General features: G+C 50.0%; 15 protein-coding genes. 9 read left to right on the forward strand and 6 right to left on the reverse strand.

The window, feature by feature from the left end; genetic code table 11:
* The 4 genes from KK083_RS08490 to secG all read left to right on the forward strand — a co-directional run bounded on the left by KK083_RS08490 (position 1) and on the right by secG (position 3341).
* Positions 1-1263: a sigma-54 interaction domain-containing protein gene (locus KK083_RS08490; protein WP_254162450.1), complete on the forward strand. Its 1263-nt coding sequence runs from the start codon at positions 1-3 to the stop codon at positions 1261-1263.
* Positions 1253-1819: an LPS assembly lipoprotein LptE gene (lptE, locus tag KK083_RS08495; RefSeq protein WP_254162452.1), complete on the forward strand. Its 567-nt coding sequence runs from the start codon at positions 1253-1255 to the stop codon at positions 1817-1819. Before KK083_RS08490 ends, lptE begins: the two co-directional genes overlap by 11 nt.
* A gap of 109 nt (positions 1820-1928) precedes the next feature.
* On the forward strand, positions 1929-2984 hold the full coding sequence (locus KK083_RS08500) for a DUF8458 domain-containing protein (RefSeq protein ID WP_254162455.1): 1056 nt from the start codon (positions 1929-1931) through the stop codon (positions 2982-2984).
* A 3-nt stretch (positions 2985-2987) separates the two neighbouring features.
* Positions 2988-3341, forward strand: a complete 354-nt coding sequence (gene secG, locus KK083_RS08505) for a preprotein translocase subunit SecG (protein WP_254162457.1) — start codon at positions 2988-2990, stop codon at positions 3339-3341.
* Positions 3342-3497: 156 nt separating this feature from the next.
* Here the strand turns inward: secG and KK083_RS08510 are convergent, their stop codons facing one another.
* A complete protein-coding gene (locus KK083_RS08510; RefSeq protein ID WP_254162459.1) occupies positions 3498-4214 on the reverse strand; it encodes a hypothetical protein in 717 nt (238 codons plus the stop codon).
* Between the two features lie 278 nt (positions 4215-4492).
* Between KK083_RS08510 and KK083_RS08515 the strand changes: the two genes are divergently transcribed.
* Complete coding sequence (locus tag KK083_RS08515; protein WP_254162461.1) at positions 4493-4771, forward strand: co-chaperone GroES; 279 nt, start codon at positions 4493-4495, stop codon at positions 4769-4771.
* 24 nt (positions 4772-4795) lie between these two features.
* Entirely contained in the window at positions 4796-6433 is a 1638-nt protein-coding gene (groL, locus tag KK083_RS08520; RefSeq protein ID WP_254162463.1) for a chaperonin GroEL, read from the forward strand.
* 34 nt (positions 6434-6467) lie between these two features.
* Here groL and KK083_RS08525 read toward each other — a convergent pair whose 3' ends face one another.
* The 4 genes from KK083_RS08525 to KK083_RS08540 all read right to left on the reverse strand — a co-directional run bounded on the left by KK083_RS08525 (position 6468) and on the right by KK083_RS08540 (position 11048).
* Entirely contained in the window at positions 6468-6635 is a 168-nt protein-coding gene (locus KK083_RS08525; RefSeq protein ID WP_254162465.1) for a hypothetical protein, read from the reverse strand.
* Between the two features lie 22 nt (positions 6636-6657).
* Positions 6658-7194 (reverse strand): Panacea domain-containing protein, encoded by a 537-nt coding sequence (locus KK083_RS08530; protein ID WP_254162467.1) that lies wholly within the window; start codon positions 7192-7194, stop codon positions 6658-6660.
* Between the two features lie 282 nt (positions 7195-7476).
* Positions 7477-9516, reverse strand: coding sequence for an OPT family oligopeptide transporter (locus KK083_RS08535; RefSeq protein WP_254162469.1), 2040 nt, complete (start codon positions 9514-9516; stop codon positions 7477-7479).
* A 32-nt stretch (positions 9517-9548) separates the two neighbouring features.
* On the reverse strand, positions 9549-11048 hold the full coding sequence (locus KK083_RS08540; protein WP_254162471.1) for a peptide MFS transporter: 1500 nt from the start codon (positions 11046-11048) through the stop codon (positions 9549-9551).
* Positions 11049-11235: 187 nt separating this feature from the next.
* On the opposite strand from KK083_RS08540, the gene pckA reads away from it, so the two are divergent.
* The 3 genes from pckA (at position 11236) to KK083_RS08555 (ending at position 14558) form a co-directional block, all read left to right on the forward strand.
* Positions 11236-12849, forward strand: coding sequence for a phosphoenolpyruvate carboxykinase (ATP) (pckA, locus tag KK083_RS08545; RefSeq protein ID WP_254162473.1), 1614 nt, complete (start codon positions 11236-11238; stop codon positions 12847-12849).
* Positions 12850-13021: 172 nt separating this feature from the next.
* Positions 13022-13492 carry a hypothetical protein gene (locus tag KK083_RS08550; protein ID WP_254162475.1) on the forward strand — a complete coding sequence of 157 codons (471 nt, stop codon included), beginning with the start codon at positions 13022-13024 and terminating at the stop codon, positions 13490-13492.
* A gap of 289 nt (positions 13493-13781) precedes the next feature.
* Complete coding sequence (locus KK083_RS08555) at positions 13782-14558, forward strand: M15 family metallopeptidase (RefSeq protein ID WP_254162477.1); 777 nt, start codon at positions 13782-13784, stop codon at positions 14556-14558.
* A gap of 39 nt (positions 14559-14597) precedes the next feature.
* Here KK083_RS08555 and KK083_RS08560 read toward each other — a convergent pair whose 3' ends face one another.
* A complete protein-coding gene (locus KK083_RS08560; protein ID WP_254162479.1) occupies positions 14598-15275 on the reverse strand; it encodes an OmpA family protein in 678 nt (225 codons plus the stop codon).
* Positions 15276-15319 lie beyond the last annotated feature (44 nt).

The raw sequence follows: 15319 nt of genomic DNA on the forward strand, positions 1-15319 counted from the left end.
ATGACGATCACAGAAACAGAAATACAAAACATCAAACAGCGGTTCGGGATCATCGGGTACTCTCCCCTCCTGAACAACGCCGTGCGGGTGGCCATGCAGGTAGCACCTACGGATATGTCCGTTCTAATCACCGGCGAAAGCGGGAGCGGAAAGGAATCATTTTCGAAGATCATCCACCACCTCAGTCCACGCAAGCATGGACAATTTATAGCCATTAACTGCGGATCGATCCCGGAAGGTACCATCGATTCGGAGCTCTTCGGCCACGAAAAAGGATCTTTCACGGGCGCCCATGAAGCGCGCAAGGGATACTTCGAAGTAACCAACGGTGGCACTATCTTCCTGGACGAGATCGGCGAGATGCCCCTCGGCACCCAGGCACGCCTGCTGCGGGTACTCGAGAACGGCGAGTTCATCAAAGTAGGTTCATCCAAGGTGCAGAAAACGGATGTGCGGGTGGTGGCCGCCACCAATGTGAACCTGATGAAGAATGTAGAAGAAGGAAAGTTCAGGGAAGACCTGTACTACCGTCTCAGCACCGTGCCCATCTTCGTTCCACCCCTACGCGAGCGGGGCAAAGATGCCGAGCTGCTCTTCCGCAAGTTCGCCACAGACTTTGCCGAGAAATACAAGGTGAAGCCGGTCATGCTTACTGAAGACGCAAAAGATGTACTGGCCAAGTACCGTTTTCCCGGAAACATCCGCCAGCTGAAAAATCTGGTGGAGCAGATCTCCGTGCTGTCAACTGAAGACAAAGACATCAGCGCAGAAGTGCTCCAGCGTTACCTGCCCAAAGAGAATAACTTGCCGGCGCTCTATCGCAACCCCACTATGGAAAAGGATGGCCTGTCGGAACGCGACATTCTCTACAAGGTGCTGTTCGATATGAAAAAAGATGTCACCGACCTGAAGAAGATCGTGCTCGACATGCTCAACGGACAAGCGCAGGCGGGACAGCTCGTCAAAGACAACCCGCACCTTTTCCAGGATATCCCCACGGAGAATGGCGATAACAAAGATCAGCACGTGGTGCTGAACATCCCGGCACAGCAGGCCATTCAGAATGGCGAGCATGTTGAAGATGTGCACGACATCAGCCATGAGGCCGAAGACGACTCGCTTTCCATCGAGAAGAAAGAAAAAGAGCTGATCATGCGCGCGCTCCGGAAGAATAACAACAGACGAAAATATGCGGCACGTGATTTGGGGATATCGGAGCGGACCCTATACCGTAAGATCAAACAATACGAGCTTGAAGAATAGCCTCATGAACCCGGTGAAACGTACGTTCTCCTCTTTTTTTTCGGTCTGTTTCTGTCTCATTGCCCTGATCATGACAAACTCATGTGGCATTGGCGTGAATTATTCCATGACGGGCATATCCACCACCGCCAGTACCATCTCCATCAGTGAGTTCTATAACAATGCTGACCTTGGGCCGGCCAACATGGGCCAGACCATCACCAACCAGCTGAAGAACTATTTCATTCAGAATTCAAGTCTTAAAGTAGTGGCGGAAGAAGGTGAGCTGATGCTAGAGGGCGAGATCACCGGCTTCTCCCTCACCCCTATCGCCCCGGTATCTACCGGCAACCCAGAAGATATCAACTCCGCCTCTTCCACCAGGCTAACCATCACAGTTAAAGCCACTTACATCAATACTTTGGATGATAAAATGAGCTTCAAAGACAAGAACTTCTCGTTTTACAAGGACTTCCCCAACGAGATCAACGTCGCTGATGTCGAAGAACAGTACACCCGGCAGATTTTTGAGCGCATTATCAACGATATCTTCAATGCCTCCGTGGCCAATTGGTAAAATTTCTTATTTTTACCCTGGTGTCGGGTCATCTTTGAACTGCCTCAGGGTCAATCTTTTATGACCCCGTCATTTCGCGGTGACACGCCCCCAGCACCTAATGACCATTGTGGATAAGAATCTCTTTACATCACTGCTTCAACGATACACCGACAGCTCCCTCGCGGAGGCTGAAGAGGTTGTTGCATTGAAAGCGGAATACCCTTACAGTCAGCTTCTTCATACCCTTTCTGCCCGGGTTAGCAAAGACCATGGGTTCAATTCTCACCAGCAAGAGCTTCAACTGGCCGCGATCCATGCCGCCGACCGTGGTGTGCTGAAAGAGATCATTACGGCCGAAGCTGTTGAGTCGGAGCCAGAACCCACGCCTGCAAACGCTTATACTCCCGTCACCATACAGGAAACTCCCTCGGCCGCGCCGGAATTCAAAATACAGCGCAACGATTCGGCTGATGTTGCTGATGAGCTGATGCGCGATCTTGACAAGCTCAACACCCTGAAGAATAATTTCGAGATGCTGCTGGTAGAATACTCTGAAGTACAGAGCGAGGAAACAGCAGCGCCTCCGGTGGAAGAACCTGCTCCTGTTAAAGCCCCGGTTCAGACAAACGAACCGGTACCGGTGAAAAAAACGCCGCCGGTAAAGGAAGCCGTTCCCGAACATACCGAGCCCGACGGACAGGATGCCACGCCGGCACCGAAACCCAAGGGAAAATCAAAAAAACAAAGGATCATAGAACTGGCAAAGGCAATGAACGAAGCTGAAACCGAAGAAAAGGACCTTGAAGATAAGGACAAAAAGGATCGGGCAAGCGCCAGAACCGGCAACCCTTCTGACGAGCTGATCGAAGAGATCCGTGTATCGAAGGAGGAGATCGTTCCGGAAAGCGACAAGCAAAGGGAGCAGATGGCGATCATCAATAACTTTATCAAGACCCAGCCTTCTATTACGAACGCCAGAGAACGGCAAAGCCATGCTTCCGGTGATCTGGCCACCATCAAATCTGGTGAATTCGGAGACAACATCGTTTCTGAAACCCTTGTGGAGATCCTTATCCGCCAGGGTAAAAAAGACAAGGCTATCGAGGTGCTGAAAAAGTTGATTTGGAAATATCCACAAAAAAAGAGTTACTTTGCATCCCAAATAGAAGACTTGAAGAAGTAACTTATGTACACATTCATTATTGGTTTCATCATCTTTTTTGCCGTTCTGCTGGTGCTGGTGATCCTGGCGCAAAACTCTAAAGGCGGCGGACTCACAAGTCAGTTTGGCGGATCTTCTGCCAGCAACATCATCGGCGTGAAAAAGACCGGCGACCTGCTGGAAAAGCTCACCTGGGGTTTTGTGATCTCCATCATGGTGCTTTCCCTGGTAGCGTCAACCAAAATGGTAACGCCAACAGGCAGACAGGTACCTTCTAACCAGATCATTGAAAGAGCAGGCGAGCAGTCGTCCCCGGTTGATGTCAATCCCCAATTGAACCTTGACACTACACAAACTCCTGCAGATACTTCAAAATAATTTTGTTCTATACCTAAACTTAAAAGAGCCTGCCGATCCGGTGGGCTTTTTTATTTAAGTACGGTGCGCTAAATACGAAATACGAGGTACGATAGCCAGGTCTGGGATTTACCGTACCTCGTATTTCGTACTTCGTACCTTACAGATAACCTTCGCCTAAGCCGACTGCGAAATGTGCTTCACAAACAGCCGCTTTGCCACCGGCATCAGCGTTTCTACGAACGGGAATTTCATTTTAGACAGCACCAGGAATGCTGCAGGATTGGGCAGGTCCTTGTACCGGCGGATCAGGTCCAGCTTGATACGCTCATAGGTATTCAGGGGATTCTTGTCCACGTCTTCGATGAAGCGGGTATTGAGGCTCCGGAGCTGTTCTTTGCTGTCTTCGAAGATGCTCACCTGGTAACGGTATACCTTGGTTTCCTTCTCTGGCGGCTGTGTCACGAACAGGTAGCCCTCATTGGCATAAAGAGGTGTAACGCCTATCGGTGAGATCTCGCATTGCGATTCCACATATTCGTAGATCACGGTGCCTTCCTGGAGGGAATCCTTGATCTGCGGAATGGAGAACTCGATGATAGATTCCAGCTCGCTCATCACGGCATCGTCCTGCACCATCTCGCGGTAGCTCAGTTCGAGTTTGTTGAACTCTTCCAGCGAGATCTCTTTCGGAAATGCTTCGCGGATCAGGGTTTTGTTTTCCTTGACAGCCTGAAGGTTCCGGTAATGGAACACAAGGTCGGCCAGGAACGGATAAAGCTCAACTTTGCTGAAGGATTTTTTGACGGTTTGGAGATAGGCCAGCAGCAGGTATTTCTTGTATTCAAAATCGATCAGACCTTGCGTCAGCCAATCTTTTGACAGTTTTTCCATATGCTCACACTTTCATAACCAAAATATAGCGCATTATACACATGAAGTCAATGCGAAAATGGCCGCTTATGATGACATGGTCACCAGCCATATAACTGACAACCTGCCATATGGTAACCTAAAAATTATGCCATTTAACCCCAAATACATACGTAAATCTGTCATAGAATAGAAAAAATGTCCGTTATTCGCGTCTCCTTTCGCCCCGGCATGAAAGCTGCTAAACGGGCAGGGCGAAACCCTTTGTTTTGTTTAACCTTAAAACACAATTCTAGTATATGTCGAAAATTAACTTCAAACCTAATGAGGACAGGGTGTTGGTGGAACCTGCTGCCGCAGAGGAGAAAACCGCATCCGGAATTATCATTCCTGATACTGCAAAAGAGAAACCGCAGAAAGGCAAGATCGTAGCCGTTGGCGAAGGTCTGAAAGACAAGCCTGTAACCGTGAAGGTCGGAGATAATGTGCTCTACGGTAAATATGCCGGAACAGAGATCACGATCGAAGGTAAAGAATACCTGATCATGAGAAACTCAGACATTTTCGGAATTATTTAATCAACCAAAATCGTAACAACAACTATGGCTAAAGAAATTACCTTTGACACCTCTGCGAGAGACAGAATCAAAAAAGGTGTTGATAAACTTGCAGATGCAGTAAAAGTTACCCTCGGTCCCAAAGGCCGTAACGTTATCATCGACAAGAAATTCGGAGCACCCACTGTAACCAAAGACGGTGTTTCCGTAGCAAAAGAGATCGAGCTGAAAGATCCCATCGAAAACATGGGCGCGCAGCTGGTGAAGGAAGTTGCTTCTAAAACTGCTGACGCTGCCGGTGATGGTACCACCACTGCTACCGTACTCGCACAATCTATCTATGCACACGGTATCAAGAACGTAGCTGCAGGCGCCAACCCTATGGACCTGAAGCGTGGTATCGACAAAGCTGTTGAAGCTGTTGTTGAGAACCTGAAAAAGCAATCCAAGAAAATTAAAGATTCCAACGAGATCGCCCAGGTGGCAACCATCTCTTCCAACAGTGACGAGACCATCGGCAAAATGATCGCTGATGCGATGGACAAAGTTGGAAAAGACGGTGTCATCACAGTTGAAGAAGCTAAAGGCACTGAGACCGAAGTGAAGACCGTTGAAGGTATGCAGTTCGACCGCGGCTACCTCTCCCCTTACTTCGTGACCAACACGGAGAAAATGGAAGCCGAGCTCGACAGCCCTTTCATCCTGATCTACGACAAGAAGATCAGCAGCATGAAAGAACTGCTCCCCATCCTCGAGCAATCTGCTCAAACTGGCAAGCCCCTCGTGATCATCGCCGAAGAAGTTGAAGGCGAAGCCCTCGCAACCCTCGTGGTGAACAAGATCCGCGGTGCCCTGCGCGTTGCAGCTGTGAAAGCTCCCGGCTTCGGCGACAGGAGAAAAGCTATGCTCGAAGACATTGCTATCCTCACCGGCGGACAGGTGATCAGCGAAGAGCGTGGTTTCAAACTGGAGAACACCACACTGGACATGCTCGGCCGCGCTGAAAAAGTGAACATCGACAAAGACAATACTACCATCGTTAACGGCGCTGGTAAGAAAGCTGAAATCCAGGGACGTGTTTCCCAGATCAAAGCACAGATCGATACCACTACTTCTGACTACGACAAGGAAAAACTTCAGGAGCGCCTCGCCAAACTTTCTGGCGGCGTAGCCATCCTCTACATCGGTGCTGCTACCGAAGTTGAGATGAAAGAGAAGAAAGACCGCGTAGATGACGCCCTGCACGCAACACGCGCTGCTGTTCAGGAAGGTATCGTTCCTGGTGGTGGTGTAGCTTATATCCGCGCCATCGAAACGCTGAAAGATACTGCAGCCATCGGCGTTACTAACGAAGATCAGGCTACCGGTGTTAACATCGTAAGACTTGCCCTCGAAGCTCCCCTCAGAACCATCTCTGAGAACGCAGGCCAGGAAGGCTCTGTGATCGTGAACAAAGTTCGCGATGGCAAGAAGGATTTCGGTTACAATGCCCGTGACAACAAGTTCGAGAACTTCTTCGACGCAGGTATCATCGATCCTACAAAAGTTACACGTCTCGCGCTTGAGAACGCAGCTTCTATCGCAGGTCTGCTGCTGACAACTGAAGCAGTTGTATCAGAGATCCCTGAAGAGAAAGAAGCACCTGCTATGCCTCACGGCGGTGGCATGGGCGGCATGATGTAATTGAAACATCGACACTCATATAAAAAGAAAGGCTTCACGAAAGTGAGGCCTTTTTTATTCTACGGTTTATGTCTGGTTTATCAGGAATCAACTCTATATTTTCCTGTTCTTGTTCCTGTATAAATGCCAGGCTATCCACCGTTAAATTATGCACAAATTCAAGAGGCTCATCAATTTTTGATGATTCCTTTTTCTTACTCATCGAATCGGTTTTGAGAAGAGGTTTACAGTTGATCGTTGGCCGCGGTTTGCCTTACCTTGGTTTGCCTCGCGGCTTCAGCTCTTTCCTTGAAGTATTTTTGGATTATTGTATTCTCTATGACCAATTCCAAATCTACTCCGCCATTTCTCTTTATCACCTGATCCCATGGCGATCCATCAACATGGGTAGCATTAGATAACTTTATGGCAGAATATGGAGCGTAGGTACTCCAAACTGAATCAAGAAATGAAATTGTTTCTTTGTCCAGAGATTCGATTCCCAGAGTCCCTTTGCTGAAATCAATGACTTCTTGCGGCGGTAACAGCGAAGTAATGCTTGAATTACCCCAGTGTTTCGTTTTATGGTATAAGTCTTTAATAACAGGGCCGAACTGCCATGCCTGAATCGCATCTGTAATTAAAGGCTCATTTCTTAAAGCCAGATGCCAGCCGTGAGCAAAGTAAATTAGCTTTTGGAGTTTCATTGGTGAAATAAGATCTTTTTCATCAATGCTCTTCTGAATGAAGTAATTTGCAATAGTTACAGGTGAATATGTCATAATTGCAACCTTTACACAATACTAACGCTTTCTTTTGACAATGAGTGTCAATGATATTTTGATTACAGTCAAACAGTCGATGGCATCCGACTGGAATAACTCAGTGTACGCTAGTTCAATTTCTGACAATCAAAAAAAAACCTCTTCCCGGAAGGAAAGAGGTTTTCTTTTTCGGATACTGTGTAAAAAGTACGAGGTACGATCTCGATAGCTATCGGGAACAAGGTACGATGAGTGCAGATCGAGCTATCGTACTTCGTATTTCGTACCTCGTACTTTGGATCAGTCTTTCTTCACCGCCAATCTGTACAGCATAAACATCATCGTAAAGAAGAACAACGTTCCCAGGATCATGTAACCATTCAGGCTGAAAGTCTCCGTCATGAAGTGCTCCAGGCTCATGCGCCTCATTTCTTCACGGTAGAAAACTCCGAGCACAGCAGCGATCACACCTGTAATGGCGCCGCCTGCGATAAGGCCGGTGGCGAAGAGGCTGCCACGGCTCAGCTCGTTATCATCTGCGCGCTCGCCTTTTCTTTCAGCTCTCCAGTCAACATATCCTTTCAGGGCGCCGCCGGCAAATATGGGAAGCGTGGTAGACAGGGGAAGGTAAAGACCGATGGCAAACGCCAGGGCTTTGATATTGCAGAGCTCGAGTGTAACGGCAATGAACACACCTACCATCACAAACTGCCAGTCGAGGTTGAACGAAAGGATGCCGCGGGTAAGCGTGGCCATGAGCGTAGCCTGAGGTGCAGGGAAATCGTCACCCCCGATGGCGTGATGGATATTATTCGCCAGCATCTCTGGGGTGGGCGTATCCAGCACCCTGATCACCAAACCAATGGCGATGGACGACACAATGGCGCCGATAAAAAGGGCCAGCTGCTGATATTTTGGAGTCGCTCCAACGATATAACCGGTCTTCAGGTCCTGTGAAGTACCACCCGCATTGGCTGCAGCAATACAGATCATACCTCCTACCACAATGGCCAGAGGTTCGTAGAATTTACCCGACCAGCCCACACTGGTGAAGATGAGACAGGTGCCCATGAGCGTAGCGATGGTCATTCCGGAGATCGGATTGTTGCTGGTCCCTACCAATCCTACGATGCGGCTCGATACGGTCACGAAGAAGAAACCAAAGATCACCACGAGTATACCGATGAGCAGTTTCTGGAAGACACCGTCGCCGGGAATGCCCGGAAGAATGGAAGTTAAGAGCACCAGCACAATGCTGCCGAAGATCACCACCTTAAATGAATAATCGCGGTCTGTTCTCGCAATGCTGGCTTCACCTTTCTCTTTCAGCGAGCCCACGCTTTCGCGGAAGGAGCTGATGATGGTGGGGATGGTCTTGAGCAATGTGATAAAACCTCCTGCGGCCACGGCACCAGCGCCGATCTGGCGAATGTAGGCCCGGTATAGTGCGTCAGCATAGTTGCCGAAGGTATGGGTCTCCGGATTCCAGTTGCCGTACCCTCCTGCCGTGGTCATGCTGGCCAGGTTGCCGAGCTTCACCAACTGAAGGGCTATGGTATCGGGTGCTACCAGCGTTGACAGCAGCGGAATGATGGCCCACCACGCCAGCACCGATCCGGCTACCAGCACACCCGAAATTCGTGGACCGATGATGTAGCCTACACCGAGATATTCGGGTGTGATCTCGCCGCGCGTAGCTGCAGACGGCCAATATTTATTGGCAGCGCTCGTCACGTACGACGGCATCTCGGAGATAACAAAGAACACTTTCTGAAGCAGCGCGTAAACGAACGCTACTCCCATTCCTGTGAAGGCAGTCTGTGCAAACACGCCACCCTTCTCTCCCGCCTGCAGCACCGAAGCACAGGCTGTTCCTTCAGGATATGGAAGTGTGCCGTGCTCTTTCACGATCAGCGACCTCCGCAGTGGGATCATCATCATGGTGCCCAGCATACCGCCGAACGCCGCCAGGATGAGGATGGTGAGATAATCGAAATAACCTTCGCCCACGCTCTTTCCGTCAGCTCCTGGCGACAGAAAAAGAAACCCCGGCAACGTGAAGGCTACACCGGCAGCGATGGATTCGCCGGCAGATCCAGTGGTCTGGATGATGTTGTTCTCCAGGATGGTGGTCTTCAAAAATTTCCTTCCCAGCGTGATGGCGATCACCGCGATGGGGATAGACGCCGTAACGGTAAGACCCGCCTTAAGGGCCAGGTACACCGTAGACGAGCCGAAAAGGATCCCGAAGAGCGAACCGAATATGATAGACTTGGCCGTAAACTCAGCAACGTTGAGCTCAGGCGGTACGTAGGGTTTGAAAGTTTTACTTTCCTGCATAGATAAAGGTTAAATGAGTTCTGTCAAAGGTCCTAACGGACGTCGCCCATCAGCTTGCGGATGGGTTTGCTGAAGATCAGCACTACGGCTCCGGCGATCAGCGTGATCTTCACCACCAGGCCGAAGAGGTCTACCAGCAACTGCGGATTGGCGGCAATGGATTCGTTGTCGAACTGCCCGGCAAACAATCCCGCGATGAGGTTGCCCAGCGCCAGCGCCATGAAGAAAACGCCCATCATTTGGCCTACGAGCCGCTGTGGCGCCAGCTTTGAAACTGCGCTCAGGCCGATCGGGTACAGGCAGATCTCACCGAACGTAAGCATGAGATAGGTCATGGTCAGCCACGTTGGCAACGGCTTCTCTCCCCGGATCACGATCAGGGAGGCCCCGATCATGATCACATATCCTAACGCCATAAAGATCAGGCCCAGTGACAACTTCACCGGTGTCGACGGGTTGAGCTTGCGTTGCGCGAGCCACACCCAGAGCCAGGCAAACACCGGCACAAAGATGACCACAAAGATCGGGGGCACGGCCTGCATCCAGCTGGCAGGCATCTCGAAGCTCCCTACGAACATATCGGTGTAGCGTTCGGCAAACAGGTTGAGCGAAGAGCCCTGCCCTTCAAAGCCCGCATAAAATGCCGTAGCGGCCAGAAACAGGATGCAGACGGCCACGATCTTCTTCTTCTCGGAAGCGTCAAGGTTCTCGGCTACAAAAACATAGGTGAAGTAGATCACCACACTGGCAGCGATGACAACACCGGAAACACCAGCAAACACAACGGGGTTGATGGTGATCGTGCCTGTCATCATCAAAACGACCAACGCAGTCAGTAGCACACCTCCCGCCCACAGGCCCTTGCGGATGTTGCTCTCACGTTGTTGCTGCTGCGCTTTGTCAGGAAGGCGGCTCGGATGGAGGCCCGCATCGCCAAGACTTTTTTCCGTAGCCTTATACTGAATGATGCCGAGCACCATACCAATACCTGCTGCGGCAAAACCGTAGTGCCAGTTGATGTTCTCGCCGAGATAGCCAGTGATGAAAGGTGCAATGAATGCGCCGATGTTGATGCCCATGTAAAAGATAGAGAAGCCGGCATCTCGCTTGGCCTGCTCTGCAGGAGGATACAGTGCGCCTACCATGCTGCTGATGTTGGGCTTGAGCAACCCGGTGCCTGTAACAATGAGGAGCAGTCCAAGGAAAAACGTTTCAATGAAGGGAAAGGCCAGGCAAAAGTGTCCGAGGGCTATGATGCATCCGCCGTAGAAGACTGCTTTGCGCAGTCCAAAGTAACGGTCGGCCAGCCAACCTCCCGGCAACGCGAGCAGGTAAACGAACATGGTATAAAGTCCATAAATAGCGCCGCCGGTCTTGTCGTCAAATCCCATTCCGCCCTTTTCAACAGAAGCAACCATGAATAAAAGCAGCAGTGCCCGCATGCCATAGTAGCTAAAACGCTCCCACATTTCAGTAAAAAACAAGGTGGCCAGCCCGCGTGGATGACCAAAGAAACTTCTGTCAAAACTCATTCAGGTATTCTTTCATTTAGCGTAATCCGGGATCGCGTAATAATATTTTAATCGCGGCTCAAAGTAGGGTGATTAAGTCACATTCGCAAGCCGGCTTACACAGGCCAAAAATAGAAAAAAGCTCTTTGCAAACGTTTGAAATGGCATAAATTTAGTATCTTTGCTTAACTCATTAACCCAAACACACATGTTAGAATTAGGAACAAAACCGGCTCATGCCTCGGTTAAGGACCTGGGTATTTCCGATGGTAAAGCACACTGGAACCTGTCACCGGAGCGCCTGGCGGAGATGGCCGTCCAGGCGGGGCAGGCTACGATGACGAGCAGCGGAGCAATTGCTGTAGATACCGGAGAGTTTACGGGACGATCACCCAAAGACAAGTTCACGGTAAGGGATGAAGTGACGGACAAAACCGTCTGGTGGAATAACTTCAATATCCCTTTTGATGCCGCCAGGTTCGATCAATTGTATATCAAGATGATCCGGTACTTTGAGGGCAAGGAGTTCTTTGTACGCGATGTCTTTGCCTGTGCCGACTGGCGTTACCGGATGAACATCAGGGTGATCAACGAATATGCATGGTCGAACCTGTTCACCTATAACATGTTCATCAGACCTACAGAGAAGGAGCTGCTGAGCTTCTCTCCCGAGTGGATGATCCTGAACGCACCGGGCTTCAAGGCTAACCCTGAAGAGGACGGCACGCGCCAGCACAACTTCTCTATCATCGACTTTAAGCGTAAGATCATCCTCATCGGCGGCAGCGGATACACCGGCGAGATCAAAAAAGGTGTCTTCACAGCCCTCAATTTCGTGCTGCCGCAACAGAAGGGCGTGCTTTCCATGCACTGCTCCGCCAACACCGGCGAGAAAGGTGACACCGCCATCTTCTTCGGCCTCTCAGGCACCGGTAAAACAACACTTTCGGCTGATCCCAACCGGAAGCTGATCGGTGACGACGAGCATGGCTGGACCGCCGACAATGTGATCTTTAATTTTGAAGGCGGATGTTATGCCAAGACCATCGATCTCTCTGAGGAAAAAGAACCCGACATCTACCACGCCATTAAAAAAGGCGCGCTGCTGGAGAACGTGGGCTATAAAGCGGGAACCACGGAAGTGGATTATAAGGATGGCAGCCGCACCGAAAATACACGGGTGAGCTATCCCATCGAGCATATCAGCAACATCGCCACACCCTCCTTCGGCATCAATCCGAGAAATATCTTCTTCCTGACCTGCGATGCTTACGGCGTGCTTCCTCCCATCTCGAAGCTTACACCGGGCCAGGCAGCGTTTCACTTCATCAGTGGTTATACCGCCAAGGTTGCTGGAACAGAAGCAGATGTTACCGAACCTACCATGACCTTCTCCGCATGTTTCGGCGCTCCCTTCATGCCGCTTCATCCTACTAAGTACGCTGAAATGCTGAGCAAAAAAATGAAAGATGCGAAGGTCAACGTATGGCTCGTTAACACCGGCTGGTCAGGCGGCGCTTATGGCGTTGGCAAACGTATGAGCCTGAAACATACACGCGCCCTGATCACTGCTGCCCTGAATGGCGAGCTTGACAATGTCAGCTACGAGATCCATGATGTATTTGGTCTGGCGATGCCGGCTACCTGCCCGAATGTGCCGTCCGAGATCCTGAATCCCAGGAACACATGGTCTGATAAAGACGCTTATGATAACAAGGCGAATTTCCTTGCCAATGCGTTCATCAAGAATTTCGAAAAATTCTCTGCTAACGCCAATGAAGAGATCCTCGCCGGCGCTCCGCATGCCCGTGTGCCCGCTTAGTTGAGCATTCTCATTAACCAACATTATGGCCACCTGGATTATTCCGGGTGGCTTTTCTATTTTTTCATCAGTTCCGAAAACGTTTCCGGGCCTGATTTTTTTTGTGTTTTTCCTATAATGTTTTTATAATTCTGATTCATAAGAATTACACTATAACCAAAAAGTATTACCTATGAAACGTTTGAAAATTTTTCTGCCGGTCATGTTCGTCTTTGCTGTCACCATGAGCCAGGCACAGACAGCATCCCAATCTTTTAACGATGAAGATCTGAAGAAGTATGCCATTACCATGGATTCAGTGAAAGGCATGCAGGCAACACTTCAGGATATTATCGCAGAGATGGTACAGAAAAACACCGTGATGAGCGTAGCGCGTTACAATGAGTTGTTCAAGATAGCCAATGACCAGGCAAAGCTTACCGAAGCCAAAGCGACACCGGAAGAGATTAAGTTTGTGAATGATGTTGCGGCTAAAAGAAAAGAGGAAACGACCCGGATCAATAACACCTACCAGGCGCTTGCCAAAGAATACGTTGGCCTGAAAGCCTTCAATGCCATTAAAAAATCACTGGCCTCCGATGAAACGGTGAAAGCGAAGTATGATGCGATGAGCAAGGAGCTTGAATCGAAAGGTGGGGAGTAAAAAGAAGCCAGAAGTAAGGAGCCAGGAGTCAGGAGAGGTTGAAGAATACCAATCAGTTAAGGGCTCTGATTTGCAAAGACAAGATACATGAAGCCGTCCAAAGGGGCGGCTTTTTTTATTGGGGGACAACGCCTATCTTCGCGACTTTAAAACCCAGGGCGGGATAGACATTCAGCTATTGTAGTGTGCTTATGCAGCGTCGATAATGGCTGGTTGCCGGCTTACATTTGCTGCCTGCCCGGAATTAACAACCCCGATCACTGTTATCAGCGATATGAGATTAAAGACTATGGCCCTCCTCCTGCTCTCGAGCCTGGCCATCCATTCATTTGCACAAAAGAACCGGCCGTTTTCCAAAGGAGAACACTATCTGTCGTCGCTTTTAGATAATTCAATTGTATTTGATACTGCAAACCTGGTTTCGGGCATCAATCACTCCCGCGTATGGGATACAGAAAATGCCTGGAGAAGCTGGAACATTGTGGAAAATTTTACCTACGGCAAAGACCGGGGCAGTCTTCCCATGATCGCCGATCTGAACTCGCTTCACCCCTATTTCAGAGATAAGATCGTGGAGCTCATTCGTGTTTGCAAGGCCCAGGGAATTGAACTCGCCGTGGTGGAATCATTCAGAACACACGCCAAACAAGCCGAGTATTTTGGCATGGGCCGCAAGTATACACGCTCAAAAGGTGGTAAATCAAAACATCAGTATGGCCTTGCCGTTGATGTGGTACCCGTTGTTAACTCTATTGCGCTGTGGGATGACCAGGTGCTCTGGAAAAAGATCGGTGTTGCCGGCGAGAGACTGGGACTTCGCTGGGGAGGCCGCTGGAGATCACCTTACGATCCCGCGCACTTCGAGTGGAGCGGAGGCATCACTACGTATGAATTAGCCAATGGAATTCAGCCACGCGTTCCGGCAAGCTTAGCCAATGTTTATCCCTGTCTTGGTGAGGAGGTTGAGCGCCTTCAGAAATACTGGGATGCCTGGGAAACTGAGCAGGCAGTGTCGGCGAGAAACGGTAGCCCTGAGACGGGGATGCATGGTGCGGTGAAACCTTGATCACGATCACGGTGGCCATGGGTTGAAACCCCTGGATATTTAATCTTTCAGGATCCGCATTTCAACGCGGCGGTTGCGGGCGCGGTCTTCATCTGTCATTTCATTGCCCAGTGGTTGGGTACCTCCGAACGCTTTTGTTTTGATCCTGTTCTTGGAAACTCCTTTGCTCACCAGGTAATTCTTCACGGCCTCTACCCTTTTCTGTGATAACTTCATGTTGCCTTTGGCATTGCCCTGGCTATCGGTGTGTCCTTCGAGCTGGATCATGATGCGCTCATTCTCCATCATCATCTGCGCGATCTCGTCGAGCTCATCGTACGAGCTTTCGGCGATCACGGATTTGCCCTGGGGGAAAATAAGGTGATTGAGGCGGATGGTCTCACCTGCCGGGGTCAGCCTGATATCACGCTGGATGCGATGGCCTTCGCTGATATCTTCCGGATCGACAATGACCGTTCTGGGATTGTATCCCTTGGCCTCCGCTGTGATCTGGTAACGTGCCGTGCCGAAGATCTCGAATGAGTAAGTGCTGTCGTTGAACTTTCCGTTGATGCTACCGGTAGGGATACTGCTATAATGAATGGATGCTTTAACGCCTTTGTTGGTTTTGGCATCCGTTACCTTTCCCTGGGCGACCATGCTTTCGATATCCTCCTGAGCAGCGCAGACCGCTGGTATCAGGAGCATTGCCGCAGACATCAGACAAAGGCACTTCATGTACCCAAGTTAAGGGGTTTTTGAGCGAATTCCTAATGATTTTC

Source organism: Chryseosolibacter histidinae (assembly GCF_018598225.1).
Lineage (GTDB): Bacteria > Bacteroidota > Bacteroidia > Cytophagales > Cyclobacteriaceae > Chryseosolibacter > Chryseosolibacter histidini.

What these genes read in the sequence shown, in the direction of transcription:
- KK083_RS08490 (WP_254162450.1), top strand. Translation starts at nt 1, where the DNA reads ATGACGATCACAGAAACAGAAATACAAAACATCAAACAGCGGTTCGGG.
- secG (WP_254162457.1), top strand. Translation starts at nt 2,988, where the DNA reads ATGTACACATTCATTATTGGTTTCATCATCTTTTTTGCCGTTCTGCTG.
- KK083_RS08510 (WP_254162459.1), bottom strand. Translation starts at nt 4,214, where the DNA reads ATGGAAAAACTGTCAAAAGATTGGCTGACGCAAGGTCTGATCGATTTT.
- KK083_RS08515 (WP_254162461.1), top strand. Translation starts at nt 4,493, where the DNA reads ATGTCGAAAATTAACTTCAAACCTAATGAGGACAGGGTGTTGGTGGAA.
- groL (WP_254162463.1), top strand. Translation starts at nt 4,796, where the DNA reads ATGGCTAAAGAAATTACCTTTGACACCTCTGCGAGAGACAGAATCAAA.
- KK083_RS08525 (WP_254162465.1), bottom strand. Translation starts at nt 6,635, where the DNA reads ATGAGTAAGAAAAAGGAATCATCAAAAATTGATGAGCCTCTTGAATTT.
- KK083_RS08530 (WP_254162467.1), bottom strand. Translation starts at nt 7,194, where the DNA reads ATGACATATTCACCTGTAACTATTGCAAATTACTTCATTCAGAAGAGC.
- KK083_RS08535 (WP_254162469.1), bottom strand. Translation starts at nt 9,516, where the DNA reads ATGCAGGAAAGTAAAACTTTCAAACCCTACGTACCGCCTGAGCTCAAC.
- KK083_RS08540 (WP_254162471.1), bottom strand. Translation starts at nt 11,048, where the DNA reads ATGAGTTTTGACAGAAGTTTCTTTGGTCATCCACGCGGGCTGGCCACC.
- pckA (WP_254162473.1), top strand. Translation starts at nt 11,236, where the DNA reads ATGTTAGAATTAGGAACAAAACCGGCTCATGCCTCGGTTAAGGACCTG.
- KK083_RS08550 (WP_254162475.1), top strand. Translation starts at nt 13,022, where the DNA reads ATGAAACGTTTGAAAATTTTTCTGCCGGTCATGTTCGTCTTTGCTGTC.
- KK083_RS08555 (WP_254162477.1), top strand. Translation starts at nt 13,782, where the DNA reads ATGGCCCTCCTCCTGCTCTCGAGCCTGGCCATCCATTCATTTGCACAA.
- KK083_RS08560 (WP_254162479.1), bottom strand. Translation starts at nt 15,275, where the DNA reads ATGAAGTGCCTTTGTCTGATGTCTGCGGCAATGCTCCTGATACCAGCG.